This window comes from Bacillus rhizoplanae (assembly GCF_917563915.1).
GTDB lineage: Bacteria > Bacillota > Bacilli > Bacillales > Bacillaceae_G > Bacillus_A > Bacillus_A rhizoplanae.
Genome location: NZ_CAKJTI010000004.1, coordinates 1 through 19,386 on the forward strand (window position 1 = coordinate 1; position 19,386 = coordinate 19,386).

General features: G+C 37.4%; 17 protein-coding genes and 3 pseudogenes. 6 read left to right on the forward strand and 14 right to left on the reverse strand.

Annotated elements, in window-relative coordinates; genetic code table 11:
• Positions 1-470: 470 nt before the first annotated feature.
• A complete protein-coding gene (blaI, locus tag LRP84_RS05565) occupies positions 471-854 on the reverse strand; it encodes a penicillinase repressor BlaI (RefSeq protein ID WP_230574172.1) in 384 nt (127 codons plus the stop codon).
• 20 nt (positions 855-874) lie between these two features.
• Positions 875-2,647: a BlaR1 family beta-lactam sensor/signal transducer gene (locus LRP84_RS05570; RefSeq protein ID WP_230574399.1), complete on the reverse strand. Its 1,773-nt coding sequence runs from the start codon at positions 2,645-2,647 to the stop codon at positions 875-877.
• A gap of 312 nt (positions 2,648-2,959) precedes the next feature.
• Here LRP84_RS05570 and bla point away from each other — a divergent pair, with 312 nt between their 5' ends.
• The 4 genes and pseudogenes from bla to LRP84_RS05590 all read left to right on the forward strand — a co-directional run.
• A complete protein-coding gene (gene bla, locus LRP84_RS05575) occupies positions 2,960-3,889 on the forward strand; it encodes a class A beta-lactamase (RefSeq protein WP_437438763.1) in 930 nt (309 codons plus the stop codon).
• A 216-nt stretch (positions 3,890-4,105) separates the two neighbouring features.
• A pseudogene (locus tag LRP84_RS05580) lies at positions 4,106-4,516 on the forward strand (transposase); the annotation flags it as partial.
• Positions 4,514-4,866, forward strand: a pseudogene (locus LRP84_RS05585) (arsenic resistance protein); the annotation flags it as partial. The pseudogenes LRP84_RS05580 and LRP84_RS05585, both read left to right, overlap by 3 nt.
• A gap of 26 nt (positions 4,867-4,892) precedes the next feature.
• Positions 4,893-5,134, forward strand: a pseudogene (locus LRP84_RS05590) (low molecular weight phosphatase family protein); the annotation flags it as partial.
• Between the two features lie 81 nt (positions 5,135-5,215).
• Here LRP84_RS05590 and LRP84_RS05595 read toward each other — a convergent pair.
• The 7 genes from LRP84_RS05595 to LRP84_RS05625 form a co-directional block, all read right to left on the reverse strand.
• Positions 5,216-5,680: a hypothetical protein gene (locus LRP84_RS05595; RefSeq protein WP_230574173.1), complete on the reverse strand. Its 465-nt coding sequence runs from the start codon at positions 5,678-5,680 to the stop codon at positions 5,216-5,218.
• A 250-nt stretch (positions 5,681-5,930) separates the two neighbouring features.
• Positions 5,931-6,233 (reverse strand): hypothetical protein, encoded by a 303-nt coding sequence (locus LRP84_RS05600; RefSeq protein WP_230574174.1) that lies wholly within the window; start codon positions 6,231-6,233, stop codon positions 5,931-5,933.
• Positions 6,234-6,464: 231 nt separating this feature from the next.
• Complete coding sequence (locus tag LRP84_RS05605) at positions 6,465-8,147, reverse strand: glycerol-3-phosphate dehydrogenase/oxidase (protein ID WP_230574175.1); 1,683 nt, start codon at positions 8,145-8,147, stop codon at positions 6,465-6,467.
• A gap of 133 nt (positions 8,148-8,280) precedes the next feature.
• Complete coding sequence (gene glpK, locus LRP84_RS05610) at positions 8,281-9,771, reverse strand: glycerol kinase GlpK (protein ID WP_230574176.1); 1,491 nt, start codon at positions 9,769-9,771, stop codon at positions 8,281-8,283.
• 13 nt (positions 9,772-9,784) lie between these two features.
• Positions 9,785-10,606 (reverse strand): MIP/aquaporin family protein, encoded by an 822-nt coding sequence (locus tag LRP84_RS05615; RefSeq protein ID WP_230574177.1) that lies wholly within the window; start codon positions 10,604-10,606, stop codon positions 9,785-9,787.
• 218 nt (positions 10,607-10,824) lie between these two features.
• The gene (locus LRP84_RS05620; protein WP_230574178.1) at positions 10,825-11,385 is read right to left on the reverse strand and encodes a glycerol-3-phosphate responsive antiterminator; all 561 of its coding nucleotides are present in this window, start codon (positions 11,383-11,385) and stop codon (positions 10,825-10,827) included.
• A gap of 287 nt (positions 11,386-11,672) precedes the next feature.
• Positions 11,673-12,104: a VOC family protein gene (locus tag LRP84_RS05625; RefSeq protein ID WP_230574179.1), complete on the reverse strand. Its 432-nt coding sequence runs from the start codon at positions 12,102-12,104 to the stop codon at positions 11,673-11,675.
• Between the two features lie 319 nt (positions 12,105-12,423).
• Here LRP84_RS05625 and LRP84_RS05630 point away from each other — a divergent pair, with 319 nt between their 5' ends.
• Together LRP84_RS05630 and LRP84_RS05635 are read left to right on the forward strand one after the other, a co-directional pair.
• Positions 12,424-12,804 (forward strand): hypothetical protein, encoded by a 381-nt coding sequence (locus tag LRP84_RS05630; protein WP_230574180.1) that lies wholly within the window; start codon positions 12,424-12,426, stop codon positions 12,802-12,804.
• Positions 12,805-12,889: 85 nt separating this feature from the next.
• Positions 12,890-13,315 (forward strand): VOC family protein, encoded by a 426-nt coding sequence (locus tag LRP84_RS05635; RefSeq protein ID WP_230574181.1) that lies wholly within the window; start codon positions 12,890-12,892, stop codon positions 13,313-13,315.
• Positions 13,316-13,399: 84 nt separating this feature from the next.
• Here LRP84_RS05635 and LRP84_RS05640 read toward each other — a convergent pair whose 3' ends face one another.
• The 5 genes from LRP84_RS05640 to yhaM form a co-directional block, all read right to left on the reverse strand.
• Positions 13,400-13,825 carry a VOC family protein gene (locus tag LRP84_RS05640; RefSeq protein ID WP_230574182.1) on the reverse strand — a complete coding sequence of 142 codons (426 nt, stop codon included), beginning with the start codon at positions 13,823-13,825 and terminating at the stop codon, positions 13,400-13,402.
• Positions 13,826-13,984: 159 nt separating this feature from the next.
• Positions 13,985-15,232 carry an esterase-like activity of phytase family protein gene (locus LRP84_RS05645; RefSeq protein WP_230574183.1) on the reverse strand — a complete coding sequence of 416 codons (1,248 nt, stop codon included), beginning with the start codon at positions 15,230-15,232 and terminating at the stop codon, positions 13,985-13,987.
• A gap of 268 nt (positions 15,233-15,500) precedes the next feature.
• Positions 15,501-15,701, reverse strand: coding sequence for a sporulation YhaL family protein (locus LRP84_RS05650; protein ID WP_230574184.1), 201 nt, complete (start codon positions 15,699-15,701; stop codon positions 15,501-15,503).
• A gap of 96 nt (positions 15,702-15,797) precedes the next feature.
• Positions 15,798-18,191 carry an immune inhibitor A domain-containing protein gene (locus LRP84_RS05655; protein ID WP_230574185.1) on the reverse strand — a complete coding sequence of 798 codons (2,394 nt, stop codon included), beginning with the start codon at positions 18,189-18,191 and terminating at the stop codon, positions 15,798-15,800.
• Positions 18,192-18,423: 232 nt separating this feature from the next.
• On the reverse strand, positions 18,424-19,368 hold the full coding sequence (gene yhaM / locus LRP84_RS05660) for a 3'-5' exoribonuclease YhaM (protein WP_230574186.1): 945 nt from the start codon (positions 19,366-19,368) through the stop codon (positions 18,424-18,426).
• Positions 19,369-19,386 lie beyond the last annotated feature (18 nt).

Sequence of the window (19,386 nt, forward strand, 5' to 3'; positions counted from 1 at the left end):
TTAGTATGCAAATCTTTAAAGAACTTACACTGGACCTTTAGAAAAAAGAAAAAATCTTATGTGAAATTAAACTTATATAAGCTTAGCTTGATGGGCATGTGGCGATACCCCATAGCCATCAAGCTAAAATTTTTTAGTACCCCCAGAACGAAATTTTGTGCTAACTTGTAACCAAAAAGCTCATTTTATCGTATGGGGGTGGATTTGTTTACTTAAGTTGATGGGCATGTGGTGCGACCCCATGTAGCTCTACACTTGGTTGTTAGTTTTTGACGCTAACATTATGACCAAGTGTAACCTACGTTTAGCAAACTGGGGTCGTTTCGTTCATTATGACTAACGGACGGGAAGAAAATGATTCTTTTTAATCTGAGTAGAAATGATAATTACATGAGTAATATGTCCCCCGCTATTTCGATTTCGACCGAAAAAAGGCGATTTGTAAAAATTCCAAATCGCCTTTTTTAATATTATTGCTTTTTAGGTTTCTTATCTAAAATAAAGCGTAGTTCATTGATTTCATCATCAGATAGGGTATCTTCCTGAATGAATTGGGCAAGCATGGATTTCAGGGTACCTCCATAGATACGCTTGATAAATGATTTGGTCTCGGCACGCTGGCACTCTTCCTGTGTATAGAGCGGGTAAAAGGTGTAAACTCTTAGATTTTTATTGACACCTACTACATCTTTTTGAACCAATCGATCGAGAAGAGTGCGTATGGTTTTCGGCTTCCAATCAGTACTCTCCTGTAAGGAAAGTATGATGTTATTCGCTGTTTGAGGAGATTTATCCCAAAGCACGTTCATGATTTCCCATTCTGCTTCTGATATACTAGGAATGTTTTTCTCCATATTTATCCCCTCCATTTTCTTTAATAGATTCCTAAATCTTTTAAAATTGATAAAGTAATTTCTATAGCCTTGCTTCCAGATGCATCATCTTCATTTTGTATATTGGTAGCAAAGAAATAAGTATTGTTCTTCGTCTCTACATACCCGATAAACCAACCATTGATGTTTTTTCCATTCACTGTTCCTGTACCCGTTTTTCCTGATAGGCGAGCTTCTTCATTCTTTTCTAAGAGTAGTGCTTCTTTCACAGCTTGGATATTCATTTCCTTATATCCTAATTGATTATAATAAAAGGCCTGCAGCAGTTGCACTTGCTCGACTGGAGAAATTTTTAATGAGGATTCGTGCCAGAATTCACCTAATCCCCCAGATACATTGGAGTTTCCATAGTTTATATCTTGTAGATTAGATTGTATTGTTTCAAGTCCTGTTCTACGATCTAGTTCTTGGAAATACCAGTTTACAGATTTTTGTAAAGCAGATGAGACATCCTGATCCATATTCCAAGCGTCATAGGGTTGCTCCGTCCCATCCCATGAAAGGGTGGATTCTTCGGGTGATATCACATTTGATTCTAGTGCAAATAAGGCACTATAGATTTTGTATGTGGAATCAGGTGATACCCGCAACGTACTTTTCTCTTCATTATAAATGCGATATTGTTTTGCACTATGATCATATAAAACAAAACTTCCTTCATACCCTTTAAAGAATTGATGTAAATCCTCATAAACTGTTCCGTCATTATTAAAATAGTATCGGTCGTTCTCCGTCGCAAATACAGAAATGACAGGTAATTGAACTGTCAAAATGATACTGGCCAACACATAAATAAAGACGCTTTTTCTTATTGATTTCTTTGCGCCAGGCTTATAGGCAGCAATTTGTTCAATTCGTTTTTTGATTTGACTCTTCGAACCGTTTATTTTTGTTACTAATTGTAGCTTACTTGACCGTTTCGAAAGATCCAAAAAATTAATGATTGTATTTCCATATTCACTAAATGAATTATCATCTAGTAAATGTAAAACAGATGTATCACATGCGATTTCCCGATCTAATCTCATTTCTCTAAAAGCAAGCCAGACAAGGGGATTAAACCAATAAATGATTTGATAGAACAATATCACGTAATTTGTCAGCAGATCCTTATTTTTATAGTGATTCAGTTCATGAAGAAAGATATACTCGTAATGTTTCAAGCTGAGCCAGCTTTCATGCTGAGAAGGTAAGACGATATATGTTTGAAAAAGTCCGAATATCATTGGCGATTGGACTTTTTTTGAAATAACAATCTTTATTGATTTTTTAATCTGTAGTCTTTTCTTGCATTCTTCGAAAAGCACGAGAACTTCTTGATTGGAAAACGTAGAAGAATAATTCTTTATCCTTCTAAGTGTAATCCATCCACGAACCATAGTAAAAGTGTATAATAGCACCCCTGACATCCATAATCCCATCACTCCCATATTAAGTAAGGACAGATCCGGCCGATTGACAGATACAGAAAAGTCTTGTATCAGGTGTAGGCCCTGCATCATATTAGTTCCATTTATTTCTGTATTAGGGCTGAGCGCATTAGTCTGATATGTATCCCCACCGTTAAAGAGAGAACTAAAATTATATAAATGAGTAGGTATGAATGGAAGTGCTAAAGCGATAAAAAGAAACATCCACAAATGATAGTGCCATTTTGCTGTTAGCTGTCTTCCAAACCATTTTCGTATAAGTAGAATAACAGTAACGGAAAATGAAGACACCAATAGGCCAATTATAAAATGAGTTAAAAACATGTCTCTCAACACCAACTCTCTTGGATTTTTAAATTTTTAAAAACAGGTATATAGCATATTTATAGTAGCTTGGTGGTAAAAAATAAAGAGTTGACTTTATTTGATTACATTTGTAGTATTGTACTACAGATGTAATCAGACTACAAATGTAATCTTTTGAAACTCCTTGAATAAGGTTGTTTTTTCAATTCGTACATAAGAGTCTAATCAAATAATTAGGAGGTTTTACATGTAATAGTAAAAACTGGTGTTCAAATTGTATACATTGTATCTAATTTAACATTTGTTTTAAGTATTAAAAGTCTGAAAGGAATGATCATTTTGAAAAGTACAAGGATGCTAAAAATAGTGATGTGTGTTGGCATACTAAGTTTAAGTCTTGCAAGTGTAAAACTCTTTACAGGTGAACCATTGCAAGTGGAAGCAAAAGAAAAAACAAAGCAAACCAAGCATACAAACCATGCGACTCATCAAGAGTTCGCTCAACTTGAGAAAAAGTTCGACGCTCGACTAGGTGTCTATGCTATTGATACTGGTACAAATCGAACAGTTTCTTATAAACAAAATGAACGGTTTGCTTTCGCATCAACATATAAGGCTTTAGCTGCAGGAGCAGTGCTAATGCAAAATCCAATTGACAAATTAAACGAAGTTATCACTTATACAAAAGATGATCTAGTTGAATATTCACCCATTACAGAGAAATATGTAGATACCGGTATGACACTTGGAGAGATTGCAGAAGCTGCCGTTCGTTACAGTGATAATACCGCAGGGAACCTTTTATTTAAGGAACTAGACGGGCCTAAAGGATTTGAAAAAGCGCTCAAACAGATTGATGATGGAGTTACCCAGGCAGATCGCTTTGAGACAGATTTAAACGAAGCAATTCCTGGTGACATCCGTGATACAAGTACAGCTAAAGCACTTGCTACCGATCTTAAGGCTTTCACAGTTGGAAATGCACTCCCAGCTGACAAACGTAAAATTCTTACGGATTGGATGCGCGGAAACGCTACAGGAGACAAACTCATCCGCGCTGGCGTACCAAAAGACTGGGAAGTCGCTGATAAATCAGGAGCCGGAAGCTACGGAACACGAAATGATATTGCAATCGTTTGGCCACCGAATAGAGAACCCATTATCATTGCAATTCTGTCCAGTCGTGATACAAAGGATGCTACCTATGATAATGAACTGGTCGCGCAGGCTGCCACGATTACAATTAATGCTCTCAAGTAATAATATCCCAGTTTCCTCATTCATTAATCCAATGTTATCTAGAGGATAAAACTAGAAACCGATTCTTTTTATTGTGAAGAGAATCGTTTTTTTGCATGATTATCATTTCCATTATGGGGTAGCACCACATCGCTATAGCTAAGATAAATTTGTATCCATATAATCAAAAAAACGCTATTCTTTTTGTAGAAATATACAGAAGGGATGGCGTTTTGTATGACTCTATCGATTCAAGATGAGTTTCATTTATTCGCTGAAGAACTACAGCGATATCTATCTCCAAACATCCTTCAACAGCTCGCGCAGGAGACGGGTTTCGTAAAACGTAAAAGTAAGTATGGCGCACGAGAATTGACTGCTTTATGTATTTGGATTAGTCAACACGTAGCAAGCGATTCTCTCACTCGATTATGTAGTCGACTTTATGCAAATACAGCTACACTCATAAGTCCAGAAGGACTTAATCAACGTTTTAACCGATACGCTGTTTTATTTCTACAGCGCGTATTTTCCCTTTTAGTCAAAAGCAAACTAAACGATTCATCTCAAATTTCAAACCAATACACTTCTTATTTTCAACGTATACGTATTTTAGATGCTACTATTTTTCAAGTACCCAATCATTTTACAATTATTATTATGTTCTCTTTAAAAGGAGAAATAATTGTTAGTTTGCCACTAGATGTAGTACGAACTGCTGTCCCTCTTCGGATTTACTTTATTGTGATGTTTTCGTTCTCTTCTTCATGGGAAAGAAAATTGGGACCAATTATTCTGTGACAACTACATTAGTATTTACGGCAGTAAGCAACAACTTTGAATTGGTAATCGCAGTGGCCGTTGGTGTATTCGGTATTCATTCCGGCGCAGCATTTACAGTTGTGATTAGACCGTTAGTAGAAGTGCCCGTAATGATTGTACTTGTAAATGTCGCTCTCTGGTTCAAACGTAAATACTTTAAAGATCCAGCTATATAAACTTCACAACAAAAGTGGAACACAATATGGAAAATAAGAAGACAATTTTCAGGAAACTCATGTCGCAGCCAGAAGGCTGGGGGAAACAATACTTAGGTGACTGTATTCTGCAGGTATTGAAGCGCATGGAGTAACTCCTAATGCGACTAAGGCTATGAAAGAGGGGAACATTAATATTTCAGATTAAACATTGGATGTAATCGATCCAAAAATCCTAAACAACGCTGATTTAGTAGTCACTCTTTGCAGTCCGCCATTTTGCATTTGTTTATAGAGTAGAAAGTTTTATTTCTATTTCAATATATATCTATCACACAAAAAACGACCCGCATTGCGGGATCGTTAAAGTCTATTTCTCTTTCAGATGTTGTTGTAATTCGTCTATGACTTTTTGTAAAACATCGTGCTGTTCTCGTGCTAGTACCAATTCTTCCTTTACTAAAGTCAATTCCTCCATCACTGTATCATGAGTCTCACCTATAATTTTTTCAACTTTTTGTAAAGTATCGTACTGTTCTCGTGCCAGCGCTAATTCTTCCTTTACTAAAGCCAATTCCTCCATCACCGTATCATGAGTCTCACCTATAATTTTTTCATCTTTTTCCCCGGCGATTCTTGCTACATATCCGATGACAGGTAAGGCAATGCCTTGAAAGATCGTCTGTACTACGTACTCTACCCATTCCACAAGAGTATTTGGATGCTGAAAGAAAAGCGGCACAATTACAAGCCCAAAAACGATATAAAAGCAAGCCATTGTAGAAAACCATAGGGCCAGTTTGTCACCAAGCCATGCATTAAAACGCCTTATCATTCATCACTCCGTATCTAAAATAAAGTTGCTCTTTTGTACATTTGAAGAAAAGGATTTCCGTTCTGTTCCATTTGTTTCGCTATTTAAATGAATTTATCCCGCACTAACGGGCAGTGAGACCCCCACCTCAAGATGCAGCGAAAGCGAAGAAGCCAGGTGGGGGATAACTGCCCGTAAGAGCCCGATTGGTTCAACTAACCATCAGTGGGGAGATGAAGAAAACCCCCACTGATGGAAGTTTCACTTTATATCAATCTTTTTTACCGTGTTCCAGTGACTTAATAAATAGAATGACAGCATTGATGAGAAGATATACAGTTGCAAATCTCCAAATAGTTTGCTCAACAGGTGGAAACTTCGTTTTATAAATAAACGGTCGAACACCCACATAGATAAAAGCATGATATAAGATTAACAAGTTCATCCACTTAAGGAATGATCTCCAATTTTTCACTGTGATTCCGGCTACAACAACAAGGATTGTAAAATAAAAGAAGCTAAGTAAAAGTCCTGTTAAAAATCCTGTCGATTCATTAATCATTTCAATTATCAAAAAAATATCACATCCTTTCATGCATAATGTACTATCATACTATGCGCAAAAGGGACAAGCTGTTTGTACACGTGTACTTTGCAAAAAAATAACATACGTAATTCGTGTGTATGTCGATTCCGGCACCATTTTACCAAGAAAAAAACCCGAATTGTGTACTTTTGTAATGTCCACAATTCGGGTTTCAGTTCAAAAAACGTATATATTTATTTCATTAATTAGAGATGCTTTTTATGCCAACGCAGACGCATGCTCTTGTTGATCAACCGGAACAACCGCATCTGTTAATGCTGCATCTAATTCAGCTGTATATTTCAGCTTTTCTTCCCCGCTCCAGTTTAATGCTCCTGCCATGTAATTGATTACAGCCTCTTTCCATTTATATACCCAGTGAATGTTGAAGAACACAGCTCCCATACGGCGTACGAAGAAATCAACTGGTTTTGTTGTCATTTCGAACTCCATCGCGTATACAAGTGGAAGAAGTACATCCAGCGGCATATTATAGCGTTCTGCATCTTCTTTATATTCTTTCGCTAACTCAAAGAGAACATCAACGTTTGAACCGTAGAACTTCGCAAATTGCTCAGCTTGCTCTACTGTTAAACCGTATTTTGTACCTTCTTGTGCTTTTTTGGCAATGAATGTTGAGAAATTTTTAGAACCGCCAACATGACCACCAGAGATTGGCATATGCTTCGTTGAGCTTGCAGGGTATGAACCGTGACCTTCTTTTTGTAGTAAAGATGTGACATAATCGACAACCATCTCTGCCATTTTGCGGTATCCTGTTAACTTTCCGCCGGCAATTGTAATTAAACCAGATTCAGAAGTCCAAATTTCATCTTTACGAGAAATTTCAGATGCACTCTTTCCTTCTTCATAAATTAATGGACGAACGCCTGCCCAGCTTGATTCAATATCCTTTTCTGTAATTTTTACAGTTGGGAACATGTAGTTAATCGCATTAATAATATACGTGCGATCTTCTGTTGTCATTTTTGGTACCGCTGCGTCTTTATCGTAAAATGTATCTGTTGTACCTACGTACGTTTTACCCCCACGTGGAATCGCAAATACCATACGTCCATCTGGTGTATCAAAGTAAATTGCTTGCCCTAATGGGAAACGTTTTTGATCAATAACAAGGTGAACACCTTTTGATAACTGCAATACTTTCCCTTTTCTCGAATTATCTTTTTCACGAAGCGTATCTACCCAAGGTCCTGCTGCATTGACAATCTTTTTACCGTACACTTCATATACTTTTCCGTCTAACACATCAACTACACGTACGCCGCATACTTTTCCATCTTTGTATAAGAAGCCGTCTACTTTTGCATAGTTCACTGCTTTTGCACCATGTTTAATCGCTTCTTTCATAACTTCAATTGTTAAACGCGCATCATCTGTACGATATTCTACGTAGTAACCGCCGCCTCTTAATCCATCTTGTTTCACAAGCGGTTCTCTCTTCATTGTTTCTTCGCGACTAAACATCTTTCTGCGCTCACTTTTCTTAACACCCGCTAAAAAGTCGTATACGCGAAGACCAATTGATGTACTAAATGCACCGAACGTACCGCCTTTATGAAACGGAAGCAACATCCACTCTGGTGTTGTTACATGTGGGCCGTTCTCATATACAATCGCACGTTCCTTTCCAACTTCAGCTACCATTTTCACTTCAAACTGTTTTAAATAACGTAAACCGCCATGAACAAGCTTTGTGGAACGACTTGATGTACCTGCTGCAAAGTCTTGCATTTCAAACACAACTGTTGATAACCCGCGTTTTGCTGCATCTAATGCAATACCAGACCCTGTGATTCCACCGCCGATAACAATAATGTCTAACTCTTGTTTATTTACTTCATTTAAAACATTTTGACGTTGTTTACTTGAGAATTTCATGGTAATTCCTCCTTTTAATTACGAAAAAAAGAGACCACAAACATCACCATAGAATTGCTTCTATAGCGCGTTGTGGTCTCTCCAAATCTCCTACCGAATTATTAACTTATCATCATAATAACACTGTTTATAATTATTTAAAAGCTTTTGTTGCTTCAATTGCTTTTTTCCAGCCAGCATATAGTTCTTCACTTGTACCCGCTTCCATTGCTGGTGCAAAGCTCTTATCCATATTCCACTGTGCTGCGATTTCCTCTTGATCTTTCCAATACCCAACTGCAAGACCCGCTAAATATGCTGCTCCTAAAGCTGTTGTTTCGTTTACTTCTGGACGCTCTACCGGCACGCCTAAAATATCACCTTGGAACTGCATTAGGAAGTTATTTTTCACTGCGCCGCCATCTACACGTAATGTTTTTAACTCAATACCAGAATCAGCTTCCATTGCGCATAATACATCTTTCGTTTGATATGCTAACGATTCAAGCGTTGCACGTACAAAGTGCTCTTTCGTTGTACCGCGTGTTAAACCGAATACTGCGCCGCGTACTTCACTATCCCAATATGGTGTTCCAAGTCCAACAAATGCAGGTACAACATATACGCCGTCAGTTGACGCAACGCGAGTCGCATACGCTTCACTTTCACTTGCATCCTTGAACATACGCAGTCCATCGCGCAGCCACTGAATGGCAGAACCTGCTACGAAAATACTACCTTCTAATGCGTATTCTACTTTCCCGTTTAAGCCCCATGCAATTGTTGTTAATAGGCCATTCTCAGATGCTACTGCTTTTTCACCCGTGTTCATTAACATAAAGCAGCCTGTTCCGTACGTATTTTTCGCCATACCTTCACCGAAGCAAGCTTGGCCAAATAATGCCGCTTGTTGGTCACCTGCAATGCCTGCAATCGGTACATTTTGACCGAAGAAATGATAATCAACTGTATGACCGTATACTTCAGAAGATGGACGTACTTCTGGAAGCATGCTCGCTGGCACTGTTAACATAGCAAGAAGCTCTTCGTCCCATTTTAATTCATGAATGTTATACATTAATGTACGAGATGCATTGGAATAATCTGTTACGTGAACGTTACCACCAGATAATTTCCATACAAGCCACGTATCAATTGTTCCAAATAATAATTCACCGCGCTCCGCTTTCTCTCTTGCACCTTCTACGTTATCTAAAATCCATTTTACTTTTGTACCAGAGAAGTATGCGTCAATTAAAAGGCCTGTTTTTTCACGAACCATATCGTTATAACCTTTTCCTTTTAGCTCGTCACAAATTTCGGCTGTTTGACGAGATTGCCATACGATTGCATTGTATACAGGTTTTCCTGTTTCTTTTTCCCATACAACTGTTGTTTCACGTTGGTTTGTAATCCCGATACTCGCGATTTGCTCCGGTTTTACGTTTGCTTCACTTAAACAGCTTGCAATAACCGCTAAAATCGATCCCCAAATTTCTTGTGGATTATGCTCAACCCAACCTGGCTTTGGAAAATGTTGTGTAAATTCTTTTTGCGCAACATGTACAATTTTACCTTCTTTATTAAAAAGAATCGCACGCGAACTTGTTGTTCCTTGGTCTAATGAAAGAATGAATTTTTCCATATGTATTTCCCCCTTACGCTACTTTTCTAGTATTTGTATTTTTTCCGCTCTGTTTGCTTGTCATATAAGAGATTGCTAGAACAATCACTGTTACAATTACTACATAGATAAGTGCTGAGTTTTGCTTTCCTTCAAATACAACTTGATGGAATAATCCTGCTAATGATCCGCCTAAAATCGGTCCTACAACTGGAATCCATGCGTATTTCCAGTTCGATCCGCCTTTTCCCGGAATCGGTAGAAGGAAGTGTGCAATACGAGGTCCTAAGTCACGTGCTGGATTGATTGCGTAACCAGTTGTTCCTCCTAATGATAAACCAATACTTACAATTAAGAAACCTACGACAAATGGATTTAAACCATCCGCAAATTTATTTGCACCAATTGCTAAAATACCAAGTACTAAAATAAAAGTTCCAATAATTTCACTTAAAAGGTTTGCAAATGTATTTGGAATTGCCGGTCCTGTTGCAAATACGCCTAACTTTGTGCCTGCATCTTCTGTTTCTTTCCAATGTGGTAAGTAATGTAAATATACAATAACTGCCCCAATCATTGCCCCCAGCATTTGTGCTGCGATATAACCTGGTACGTCACTCCAAGGAAATGCTCCTTTAAACGCAAGTCCAATTGTTACCGCTGGATTTAAATGTGCTCCGCTAATTGATCCAACTGCATAAGCAGCTACTGAAACCGCTAAGCCCCATCCCATCGTAATAACGATCCATCCTGAATTTTGCGCAAACGATTTCTTTAAACTTACACCAGCACAAACACCGCCGCCAAGAATGATTAGTATTGCTGTCCCTATTAACTCCCCTAAAAATGGTGACATATAACCCCTCCATAATCAAATTAAAACGCTTTCAGTGAAAGAGGAAAACTGAATGGCCATTCTTTTTTTCAAAAGAAAAAATCCACAAATACAAGTTTCTATAGAAACATAGAAACAATGAAATGTGGATCTCTTCTTTTCTCCGTCACGTTTATTAACTTGTTTATAATGTTAACTGCAATTGAAAGCGGTGTCAATTAAATTTTTCCACATTTTTGTCATTTTTCATGAAAATGTTTCCATAACTCTTTTTTCGATGTTGTAATCGCTGTTGCACCAGCTTCTAAAGCCCTTTCCACATCATCAACCGTGCGAATAAATCCACCTGCTAAAATAGATAATCCGGTCCGTTCTTTCACTTCTGCAATCACGTCCGTTAAAGCTCCCGGCAACACTTCAATGTAATCTGGCTTTGTCTTTTCTAAAAGAGCACAACTTTTTTCCATTGCACTAGAGTCAATTAAGAAAACGCGTTGAATCGCAACGACACCTTTTTGCTTCGCTTTCATAATCACACTTGATTTCGTAGATAACAAACCATATGGGCGAAACTCCTGGCATACATATTCCGTTGCATACGCATCACTTTGCAAGCCATGAATTAAATCGACATGTAAAAAGACTTTCTTACCATGCTGCTTCGCTAACGCCACGACACTTTTCAACTGACCGACATGAATATCTAAAATTACAATATATTCATACGAACTATGTAACAACTTTTCTAAATCCTTGATTTGCCGAACAGCTGGTAATATTTTTTGTTCATGAAATTCCATTCGAAAATCCCCTTCTGTATGTCTTTCTATCTCTTATAGTACACAAATTAAGGAAAAAGAAAAGATGATACCTTTTTTTAGAGGTCCAGTTCCAGCGTAGCTTGATGACTCGCATGTCGAACATAGTCGAAGGGTCTTTATATTGTGTCGAGTCGTCGATATATTGTAAAAAGCGCCGATAAATATATGTTTTCCGCCGATATATTGCGAAAAGCGCCGATATATCGGCGAACACGTAAAAACGGGACTGACCCTAAAGGTAGGTCAGTCCCGTTTTTTCCTAGCAATTACTTATTATCAGCACCTAGCGTTGAAACTTGCCATTCCACACCGAATTTATCTTTCACTTGGCCGTATAACGGGCTCCAGAAAGTTTCTTGAAGCGGCATTACTACTTGACCACCGTCTTGTAATTTTTCAAATACTTCTTTTGATTTTTCTCCATCTTGTATGTGAATTGCTATAGTCAATTGCGATCCAATTTCGTGTGACTGACCTGGGAACGTATCAGAAATCATAAGATCCGTATTACCAACTTTTAAATGTGCATGTAAAATACGATCTTTCGCCTCAGCAGGAATCGGGTATTCTGGATTTTCTGGCATTTCTCCAAACGTTTGAAGCATTTCAACCTTTGCATCCAATGCGTTTTCGTAAAACTTAACTGCTTCTTGTCCATTACCATTCGTCACTAAATACGGGTTAATACCTAAAATCATCACAAGCACCTCTTTCTAAAATGTTTAACATATGTAACCGCGAAACAGAACATACGTTTCTATTATTTTATCATATATTACTTGCTTATGGAACTATTTTACTTCGTTCGTGCAATGAAAAAAATCGACATCTTTTTATGTGAAAATAAGATAGTTTGGTTGATTTTTTTATAACCCTGCTCGAATTTCGTGCTAAGCAAATGCTGACATAATTCGCGAAATAATGGTGCTACTCCCTTCTCCTTTAGCTTACACATGAAAGTGTTCTAAAGGAGGAAATGCCTGAAATATAAATATAATCAAAAGGAGTGAGATAATAATGGAAGCAAGCACCTTTTTAGGACTGTTTTGGGGATGGATGATAGTTATCGTATCAGGAATACTTTTCGTACGTCCATCCGTACTACGTGAGCTGAAAAAATTAGTAGTCGAGGACAGAGGATTTGGGATTATGTATGGCTTTCTATCGATTTTTTTAGGGTTAGGCACTGTTATCCTGCATAATGTATGGGCACTCAACTGGCAGGGATTCATCACAATCATTGCATGGCTCGCGCTATTAAAGGGAATTTACGTAATTGCATATCCTGAACCATCCAAGAAAACCGACTTCGAAGTGCGGATACGATCTACGCGTATAGCACTTGCTATCGTTGGTGCTTTGGCTTTATGGATGCTTGTCGTAATCTATATGAAATAATCTGTAATTCGAAATAGGTCTCAGTAGATTCGTTAAGATCATTAAGAATTTCCTAACACTTTCCCGTTTAAAAGGAGATGAGTAGATGAAGCTGAATCATTTGAATTTATGTGTGAATGATTTATCGGCAGCAAAAGTTTTTTTTGAAACATTTTTTGATTTTCAATGTTTAGAAGAGAAAGGAAAAGCTCTTGTAGTGATGAGTGATAATGATGGATTTATTCTTGTATTAAGTGATCCAAAAGCGTTTAAAGGGGGAAAAGATGCGATATACCCGGAAGCTTTTCATATTGGTTTCTTAGTAGAAGAACCAAATGAAGTTGATCAATTATATGATCGCTTAATAGATGGAGGTATTGAAATAGATAAAGAACCTTATAAGATGAGAGGTAGTAGTTATGGCTTCTACTTTACAGTATTTAATGGATTGTTGATTGAGGTTTCTTGCCTTGACTATAAAGACGGTAAAAGAATCTCAAAACTTAATGTTACTAAAGATGCTAAACGTTAATGAACTATCGATGCTTTATATAAATGCAAATTGAAAAATAAAAGGAGCTGACTTTTTGTAGTCAGCTCCTTCTTATATGAATTATTATCGGCAAACAACCGTTGAAATTTGCCATTCTACACCGAATTTATCTTTCACTTGGCCGTATAATGGACTCCAGAATGTTTCTTGAAGCGGCATTACTACTTGACCGCCGTCTTGTAATTTTTCAAATACTTCTTTTGATTTTTCTATATCATTTATCCCGATGAATATAGTCACTTGTGATCCAATTTCATATGGTTTACCTGGGAATGTATCAGAAATCATAAGATCCGTATCACCGACTTTTAAATGTGCATGTAACACACGATCTTTTACCTCAGCAGGAATCGGAAATTCTGGATCTTCAGGCATGTCTCCAAACGTTTGAAGCATTTCAACCTTTGCATCCAATGCGTTTTCATAAAATTTAACTGCTTCTTGTCCATTGCCATTCGTCACTAAATAAGGGTTAATACCTAAAATCATGAAAAACACCTCTTTCTAACATGTTTAGTAGTCATAAACATATGCAACCGCGAAAACAGAACATATGTTTTGTTTTATTTTATCATGTGTTACTTGTTTATGGATCTATTTTACTTCGTTCGTGCAATGAAAAAAATCGACATCTTTTTATGTAAGCCGTCAGTTTTTGAGAGGTGACTTTTTTGACAATACTTCAAATGCTAAGAACTGTGTTACCTGACTAGAGTTGAAATTATTATCTGAAACTAGTACAAGGCTGTCGTTCCCGTTTGCAAGTTTAGGACCCCAAGAGATGCCTTCGATATTGTCTAGTTTAGATAAACCTAATGTGTTCAAATCAAGAATCAGACGCTTTTTAACAGGCTTAAATTTGCTTTCTTGTAACGAATCTATATGACTAATATCACTAGCTCCGTTAAGATCAATCTCATAAATACGAATATAGTTTTTAAAGGTTCCATCTTCACCTTGTACACCAGAACGTTCAACTGTTAATAACTCATGGTTGTTTACCGCAAGGATCTCTGACACGCCATTATCTGCGTATTTACCAGGCGCTGGCGTTGCTGGAATTGGATCAATAGGGTATGCGTACTGTCCGAGTACATTCCCTTTACGATCATATTGAGTGATCCGTGAAAGTGCCCCGGAGTTTGCAGTAGGTATAGGCCCGTCCTGATATAATGGACCTTCCATTGCAACCCATAGCGACTTACCGTCGGGTGCAAACGTAGAACCTTCAAAACTCAGGTTATTACGTGCCCCAGTCTCTTGTGTTGGTGATACTTTAAATATTTCCGGCAGAGACAATGTAGACAAGTATTGTCCATCACGAGTGGCATGTTTCACGAACGGATTTAAGCCAAGAGAACGATCGCCCTCACTCGTATACCAAATACTCCCATCTAGAGGATCAATGTTTATGGATTCAAAATCTGGAACTTCTCCACCCTGAGTGGTGTATTGTGTTTGATTGGGATAAACGCTTCCGTCAGCTTGCTTTAAAAAATTCACTCCGGTCAATTGAATAGAATGAAAACCTTGGGGATTATAGTTGAGCCTAGCATTATAAAAACGCGCAGGATTATAACTTGATCTGTCGTCGCTTATCATAACCCATGTGTCACTTTTAGAATCGTACCTAAGTCCTGAAAGGCCGCCCACAGTAGTTCCTTCAAAATTCTCATTGAACGGGATTTTTTTCTCTCCAATAAACCTTAGACTCTTAACGGAACGTTTTTCGTTTAAGTTGTTTACACCATCCTTTTTCTCGCTAGAATGGTCATAATTTTCCTGTGATACATTTTGCTCAGCAGCATGAATAGTAATAGGTGATAAAGCTAGACAAGCACTTAATGCAGCAACACTTAAAACGTTAAAATACTTAGGTAACTTAAGTTTTTTCATAATACTCTCCCTTTTCTATGTTTATTTTTATACAACAAAAAAGGCATTTCTATAATTCAGTATGATGAAACGCAGAGCTTTAACAGCAAGTCCCTATTTATTAGATTTACTAAATGAACGCACATCCCCATTTCCTTCATACAAAATTACCACTCTACAATAACACCAAGATATGAATTTCCGTTTAAAAGACTATTAAAAAAATGTAAAGCATCACAACGAAAAAGGATGGCAACCTCTCGGCTACTCATCCTCTAACATACAACTATTAAAGCAAAACAGAATCCTCATCCTTCTCTTGATGACGTCGTTCCCGTTCTTCTGCCAAACGTCTCATATATATTTCGCCTTCTTTTTCAATAAACTCATTATCAATATCTTGCTCTTTTTTCGACGTGTATAAGACCATATAACCGCTCACAACAATCCCAATAATAATGAGATAAATCCACCATGGTAAAGTTTCCATTCAAGTTCCTTCCTTTCATAAGACAAGCTTTGTTAATTTCACTGTATGAGAGGAAGGAAGGTTTTATGACTCTTTTATTTTGAAAGGGCCTTCAACTTATCGATGAACCCAAACTGCCCCTGCTGACTTATCATCAGCTTGACCTACCACTTCAATTTTAATTCCAAGATTCGGAAGTTTTCGTCCTGCATCTGGAATTACGCTGTTCATATATGATTTAGAATCATCAAATTTAGACACACCTGGTAATCCTTTATAATCAAAGATTCCGCGCGTTGGTGAATTTACTTTCCATGCTGGCGTTTGATCAAACGAGAACGCAGCATCTGCAATTTGATAACGAGTACTATTTTTCACACTTGGCTGTCCATTTAATGTTCCAATAATCGCTTCTGGATGAGAATCTACTACTCCAAGGAATCCTTCGCCTGGATGCACGCCAACCCAGTTATCTGTAAAGCTTTGATCTGCATACCATACAACAAGTCCTGTATTGTAAACTGGACCGCGTCCATATTGCAGTGCTTCGTCAGAACCTGCATAGTTTCTCCACTCTAAATAATAATTATTTTTCTTCTGCTCAAATCCATCAGAAACAGTAAATCCTTTTAAAGTAAAGCTCGGTTGTCCTTCTGCATCATCAGAGAAAACAACTTTATTATCTACCGTTAAAGTAGCATTATCAAGCGCAAAGCCTCTGTAAGCTACAGCAACATCTGTTAAATATTCAAATTGTAGTTTTACTTTCTTCCCTTTGAATTGACTTAAATCATAAGACTTGTCAATCCACGTATCATTCGTTGTATCCATGCCATTCTTTACGTCTTTGTCACCCATTCTATCAATCTTTGTTTTCGTTCCATCTTCCGTAATAGCATATACGTCAAGGAAATCATAATTTGCTTCAAGTTCATAGAATGCTTTATAATCAAATTTCGCATTCGTTACATTTGTTAAATCAAACACTGGGGTCTCTAATGTTGTATGTATATCATTTCCTTTTGTACTATAATAAAATTTCTTTCCAAAACCAGATTCAATATTTTTCAACTTTTTATCCGGTAAATTTACACGAATAATTCCTGGACGTTTTGATTTTGTAACACTTTGATCTAAATACGTCGAAAATCCGATACCTGTGCCAAGTTTATCATAGTTTACCTCTACAATATTCGCCCAGTTCCCTTGCATATTCTTTTGGAAGAACTCTTTATTTTGCGGAGAGAAACTTGTCGGTTCTGTTCCTGCAATTCTTCCAGCCCAGCTGCCGCCGCTCATAATAGACCAAGCTTCAATTGGCTCACCTTGTCCTGAATATTTTGTATCATACTCATCAGGTAAACCTAAATCGTGACCGAATTCATGAGCAAATACACCAACTGCACCGTCTTCAGGCTCAATTGTGTAATCATATGCAGCCATCTTTCCACCCCAGTTTGGAACAGATGCTGTTGTGCCATCAATTGCATAAGGTTTTCCACCAAGTTTTGAACGGTGAGACCAAATCGCATCATCCTTTAATTTTCCGCCGCCAGCTTCTTGGCCAACACCAGCGTGAACAACCATTAAATGATCAATAATTCCATCTGGTTCATTTTTATTACCATCACCGTTGTAATCATACTGATCGTATTGATCAAAATCAGCTAAATTAATTCCTTTTGCTACCGCCGCTTTTAACGCGTCTTTTACTAAATCACGTGGTCCTAAAGGTGCTTTATTATCATGACCACTTCCTGCATCATCACCGTAATCAGAAGCTTTACCTGGAACAGTCAACCATTCCGTTACAGTTCCATCAACTGTATAACTGCCGCCTGATTGCTCTTCATAATATTGCTTAAATGTTTTAATTTTCGAACCATTGAACAGCGTAAACTGCTCATCTCCAAACAGCATATTTTCATAATGCTCACGATTAAAATCATTCGCATACATATATCCTGGTTCTTGATCAATATTGTTATGTTTAAAATCACTAAATTCTACAAGTAACACAAGAACTTTATCTGTACGAACAGGCCCGTTATATTGCGCTTGCTGCGCTGAAGACGTCGGCACTTTACCATTTCCATGTATCTTTCCATTTAATCCAGGTACTTGCCCAGCTAATGGACCATTCTTTGACTGATGTTGGTTCTCTTTCTCTTCCATTTTCGCATCTTTTACTTTTTTCATAAAATCAGTAGCTTCCTGAGTAAGACTGTCTTCTGGCGTTGTTTCCTTTCCAGGATTTTCGCCTTTTTTCTTCTCTACATATTTTTCTACAGCCTTCGACGTTTCTGCTTGTGATGCAGATGGATCAATGACCCCGCGTTGTTTCAGTGCATTTGCCAAACGTTCCTCTGGTATTAAATGCTCATCTATGAAACTAGATGGCTCTGATGATGATTCAGCATAAGCAGCATGACCACCGAAGGCAAACATAGAACTTAGCATAGCCCCTGTTGCCAACACTGAAAAAGTTTTTAATTTTCTGTTCTTTTTCAATGCAATCCCCCCTATTGTGTATAAGTTGTCGACTTTTTTTGTCGATATGTACATATTATTATCGATTGATGTAATTTTCAATATTTTTGTAATATACAGACTATTTAATGTAATTTATTTTATTATAATAATTTTTCTGCAGTAGAGCTGATCATTTTTTTGTTCTACTTCACTTCAATCATCATAAAAAAAAGATTCTACCACGATAGTAGAATCTTTTTTACACTCTTTTTTAGTTATGGAAAGTAGGTTTATAAAACGAACGATTATCAAGCGCAAATACACGCTCTGTATATTCACCTGGTTTTGTACGGCTTAACGCACGGTCCATCATATTCATCTTCGCATCTAAGTTATCAATATAATGAAGAATTTCTGCTTCTTTTACAAGCGGCGGCTTCGGACTGCCCCATTCTGCTTTTCCGTGATGCGATAAGACAATGTGCTGAAGAATCAATATTTCTTCTGCTTCAATTTGCAGCTCGTCTGCTGCTTTGCCAATCTCATTTACCATAATCGAAATATGACCAAGCAAGTTACCTTCTAACGTATACGTTGTTGAAATTGGACCTGATAATTCAATGACTTTACCAAGGTCATGTAAAATAACACCCGCATACAATAAATCTTTATCAAGAGACGGATATAACGCTGCAATTGCTTTCGCTAAGTCAAGCATCGATACAACATGATACGCCAGTCCTGAGACAAACTCATGATGATTTTTCGTTGCTGCTGGATAATCTAAAAATTGACTTTGATACTTATTCAGCAAATGTCTCGTAATGCGCTGAATATTAGAGTTACTCATTTCAAATATGTACTGTGTAATTTTCTCAACCATATCTTCTTTTTTGAGTGGCGCCTTTTCCACAAAATCCGAGATATCCGTTACTTCATTCGAATTTGCCACTCGAATTTGTTTTACACGAAGTTGAATGCGTCCTTTATAATTTTGAATATCGCCCGCTACTTTTACGATTGTTTCCGCTACATATTGCTGCTCTACTTCAGGTGATACATCCCACAGCTTCGCTTCAATGTCACCGCTTTGATCTTGTAAAATGACTGTTAAAAATGGTTTCCCGTTACTTGCGATACCTTTCGTTGCCGATTTAATCATTAAATATAAATCGACTTGCTCACCAACTTCATACTGTGCAATTTTCTTTTTCATATATTTTCCTCCACCGTC

What these genes read in the sequence shown, in the direction of transcription:
- LRP84_RS05650 (WP_230574184.1), bottom strand. Translation starts at nt 15,701, where the DNA reads ATGGAAACTTTACCATGGTGGATTTATCTCATTATTATTGGGATTGTT.
- LRP84_RS05630 (WP_230574180.1), top strand. Translation starts at nt 12,424, where the DNA reads ATGGAAGCAAGCACCTTTTTAGGACTGTTTTGGGGATGGATGATAGTT.
- LRP84_RS05635 (WP_230574181.1), top strand. Translation starts at nt 12,890, where the DNA reads ATGAAGCTGAATCATTTGAATTTATGTGTGAATGATTTATCGGCAGCA.
- LRP84_RS05645 (WP_230574183.1), bottom strand. Translation starts at nt 15,232, where the DNA reads ATGAAAAAACTTAAGTTACCTAAGTATTTTAACGTTTTAAGTGTTGCT.
- glpK (WP_230574176.1), bottom strand. Translation starts at nt 9,771, where the DNA reads ATGGAAAAATTCATTCTTTCATTAGACCAAGGAACAACAAGTTCGCGT.
- yhaM (WP_230574186.1), bottom strand. Translation starts at nt 19,368, where the DNA reads ATGAAAAAGAAAATTGCACAGTATGAAGTTGGTGAGCAAGTCGATTTA.
- LRP84_RS05625 (WP_230574179.1), bottom strand. Translation starts at nt 12,104, where the DNA reads ATGATTTTAGGTATTAACCCGTATTTAGTGACGAATGGTAATGGACAA.
- LRP84_RS05640 (WP_230574182.1), bottom strand. Translation starts at nt 13,825, where the DNA reads ATGATTTTAGGTATTAACCCTTATTTAGTGACGAATGGCAATGGACAA.
- blaI (WP_230574172.1), bottom strand. Translation starts at nt 854, where the DNA reads ATGGAGAAAAACATTCCTAGTATATCAGAAGCAGAATGGGAAATCATG.
- bla (WP_437438763.1), top strand. Translation starts at nt 2,960, where the DNA reads ATGATCATTTTGAAAAGTACAAGGATGCTAAAAATAGTGATGTGTGTT.
- LRP84_RS05620 (WP_230574178.1), bottom strand. Translation starts at nt 11,385, where the DNA reads ATGGAATTTCATGAACAAAAAATATTACCAGCTGTTCGGCAAATCAAG.
- LRP84_RS05605 (WP_230574175.1), bottom strand. Translation starts at nt 8,147, where the DNA reads ATGAAATTCTCAAGTAAACAACGTCAAAATGTTTTAAATGAAGTAAAT.
- LRP84_RS05570 (WP_230574399.1), bottom strand. Translation starts at nt 2,647, where the DNA reads ATGTTTTTAACTCATTTTATAATTGGCCTATTGGTGTCTTCATTTTCC.
- LRP84_RS05615 (WP_230574177.1), bottom strand. Translation starts at nt 10,606, where the DNA reads ATGTCACCATTTTTAGGGGAGTTAATAGGGACAGCAATACTAATCATT.
- LRP84_RS05595 (WP_230574173.1), bottom strand. Translation starts at nt 5,680, where the DNA reads ATGATAAGGCGTTTTAATGCATGGCTTGGTGACAAACTGGCCCTATGG.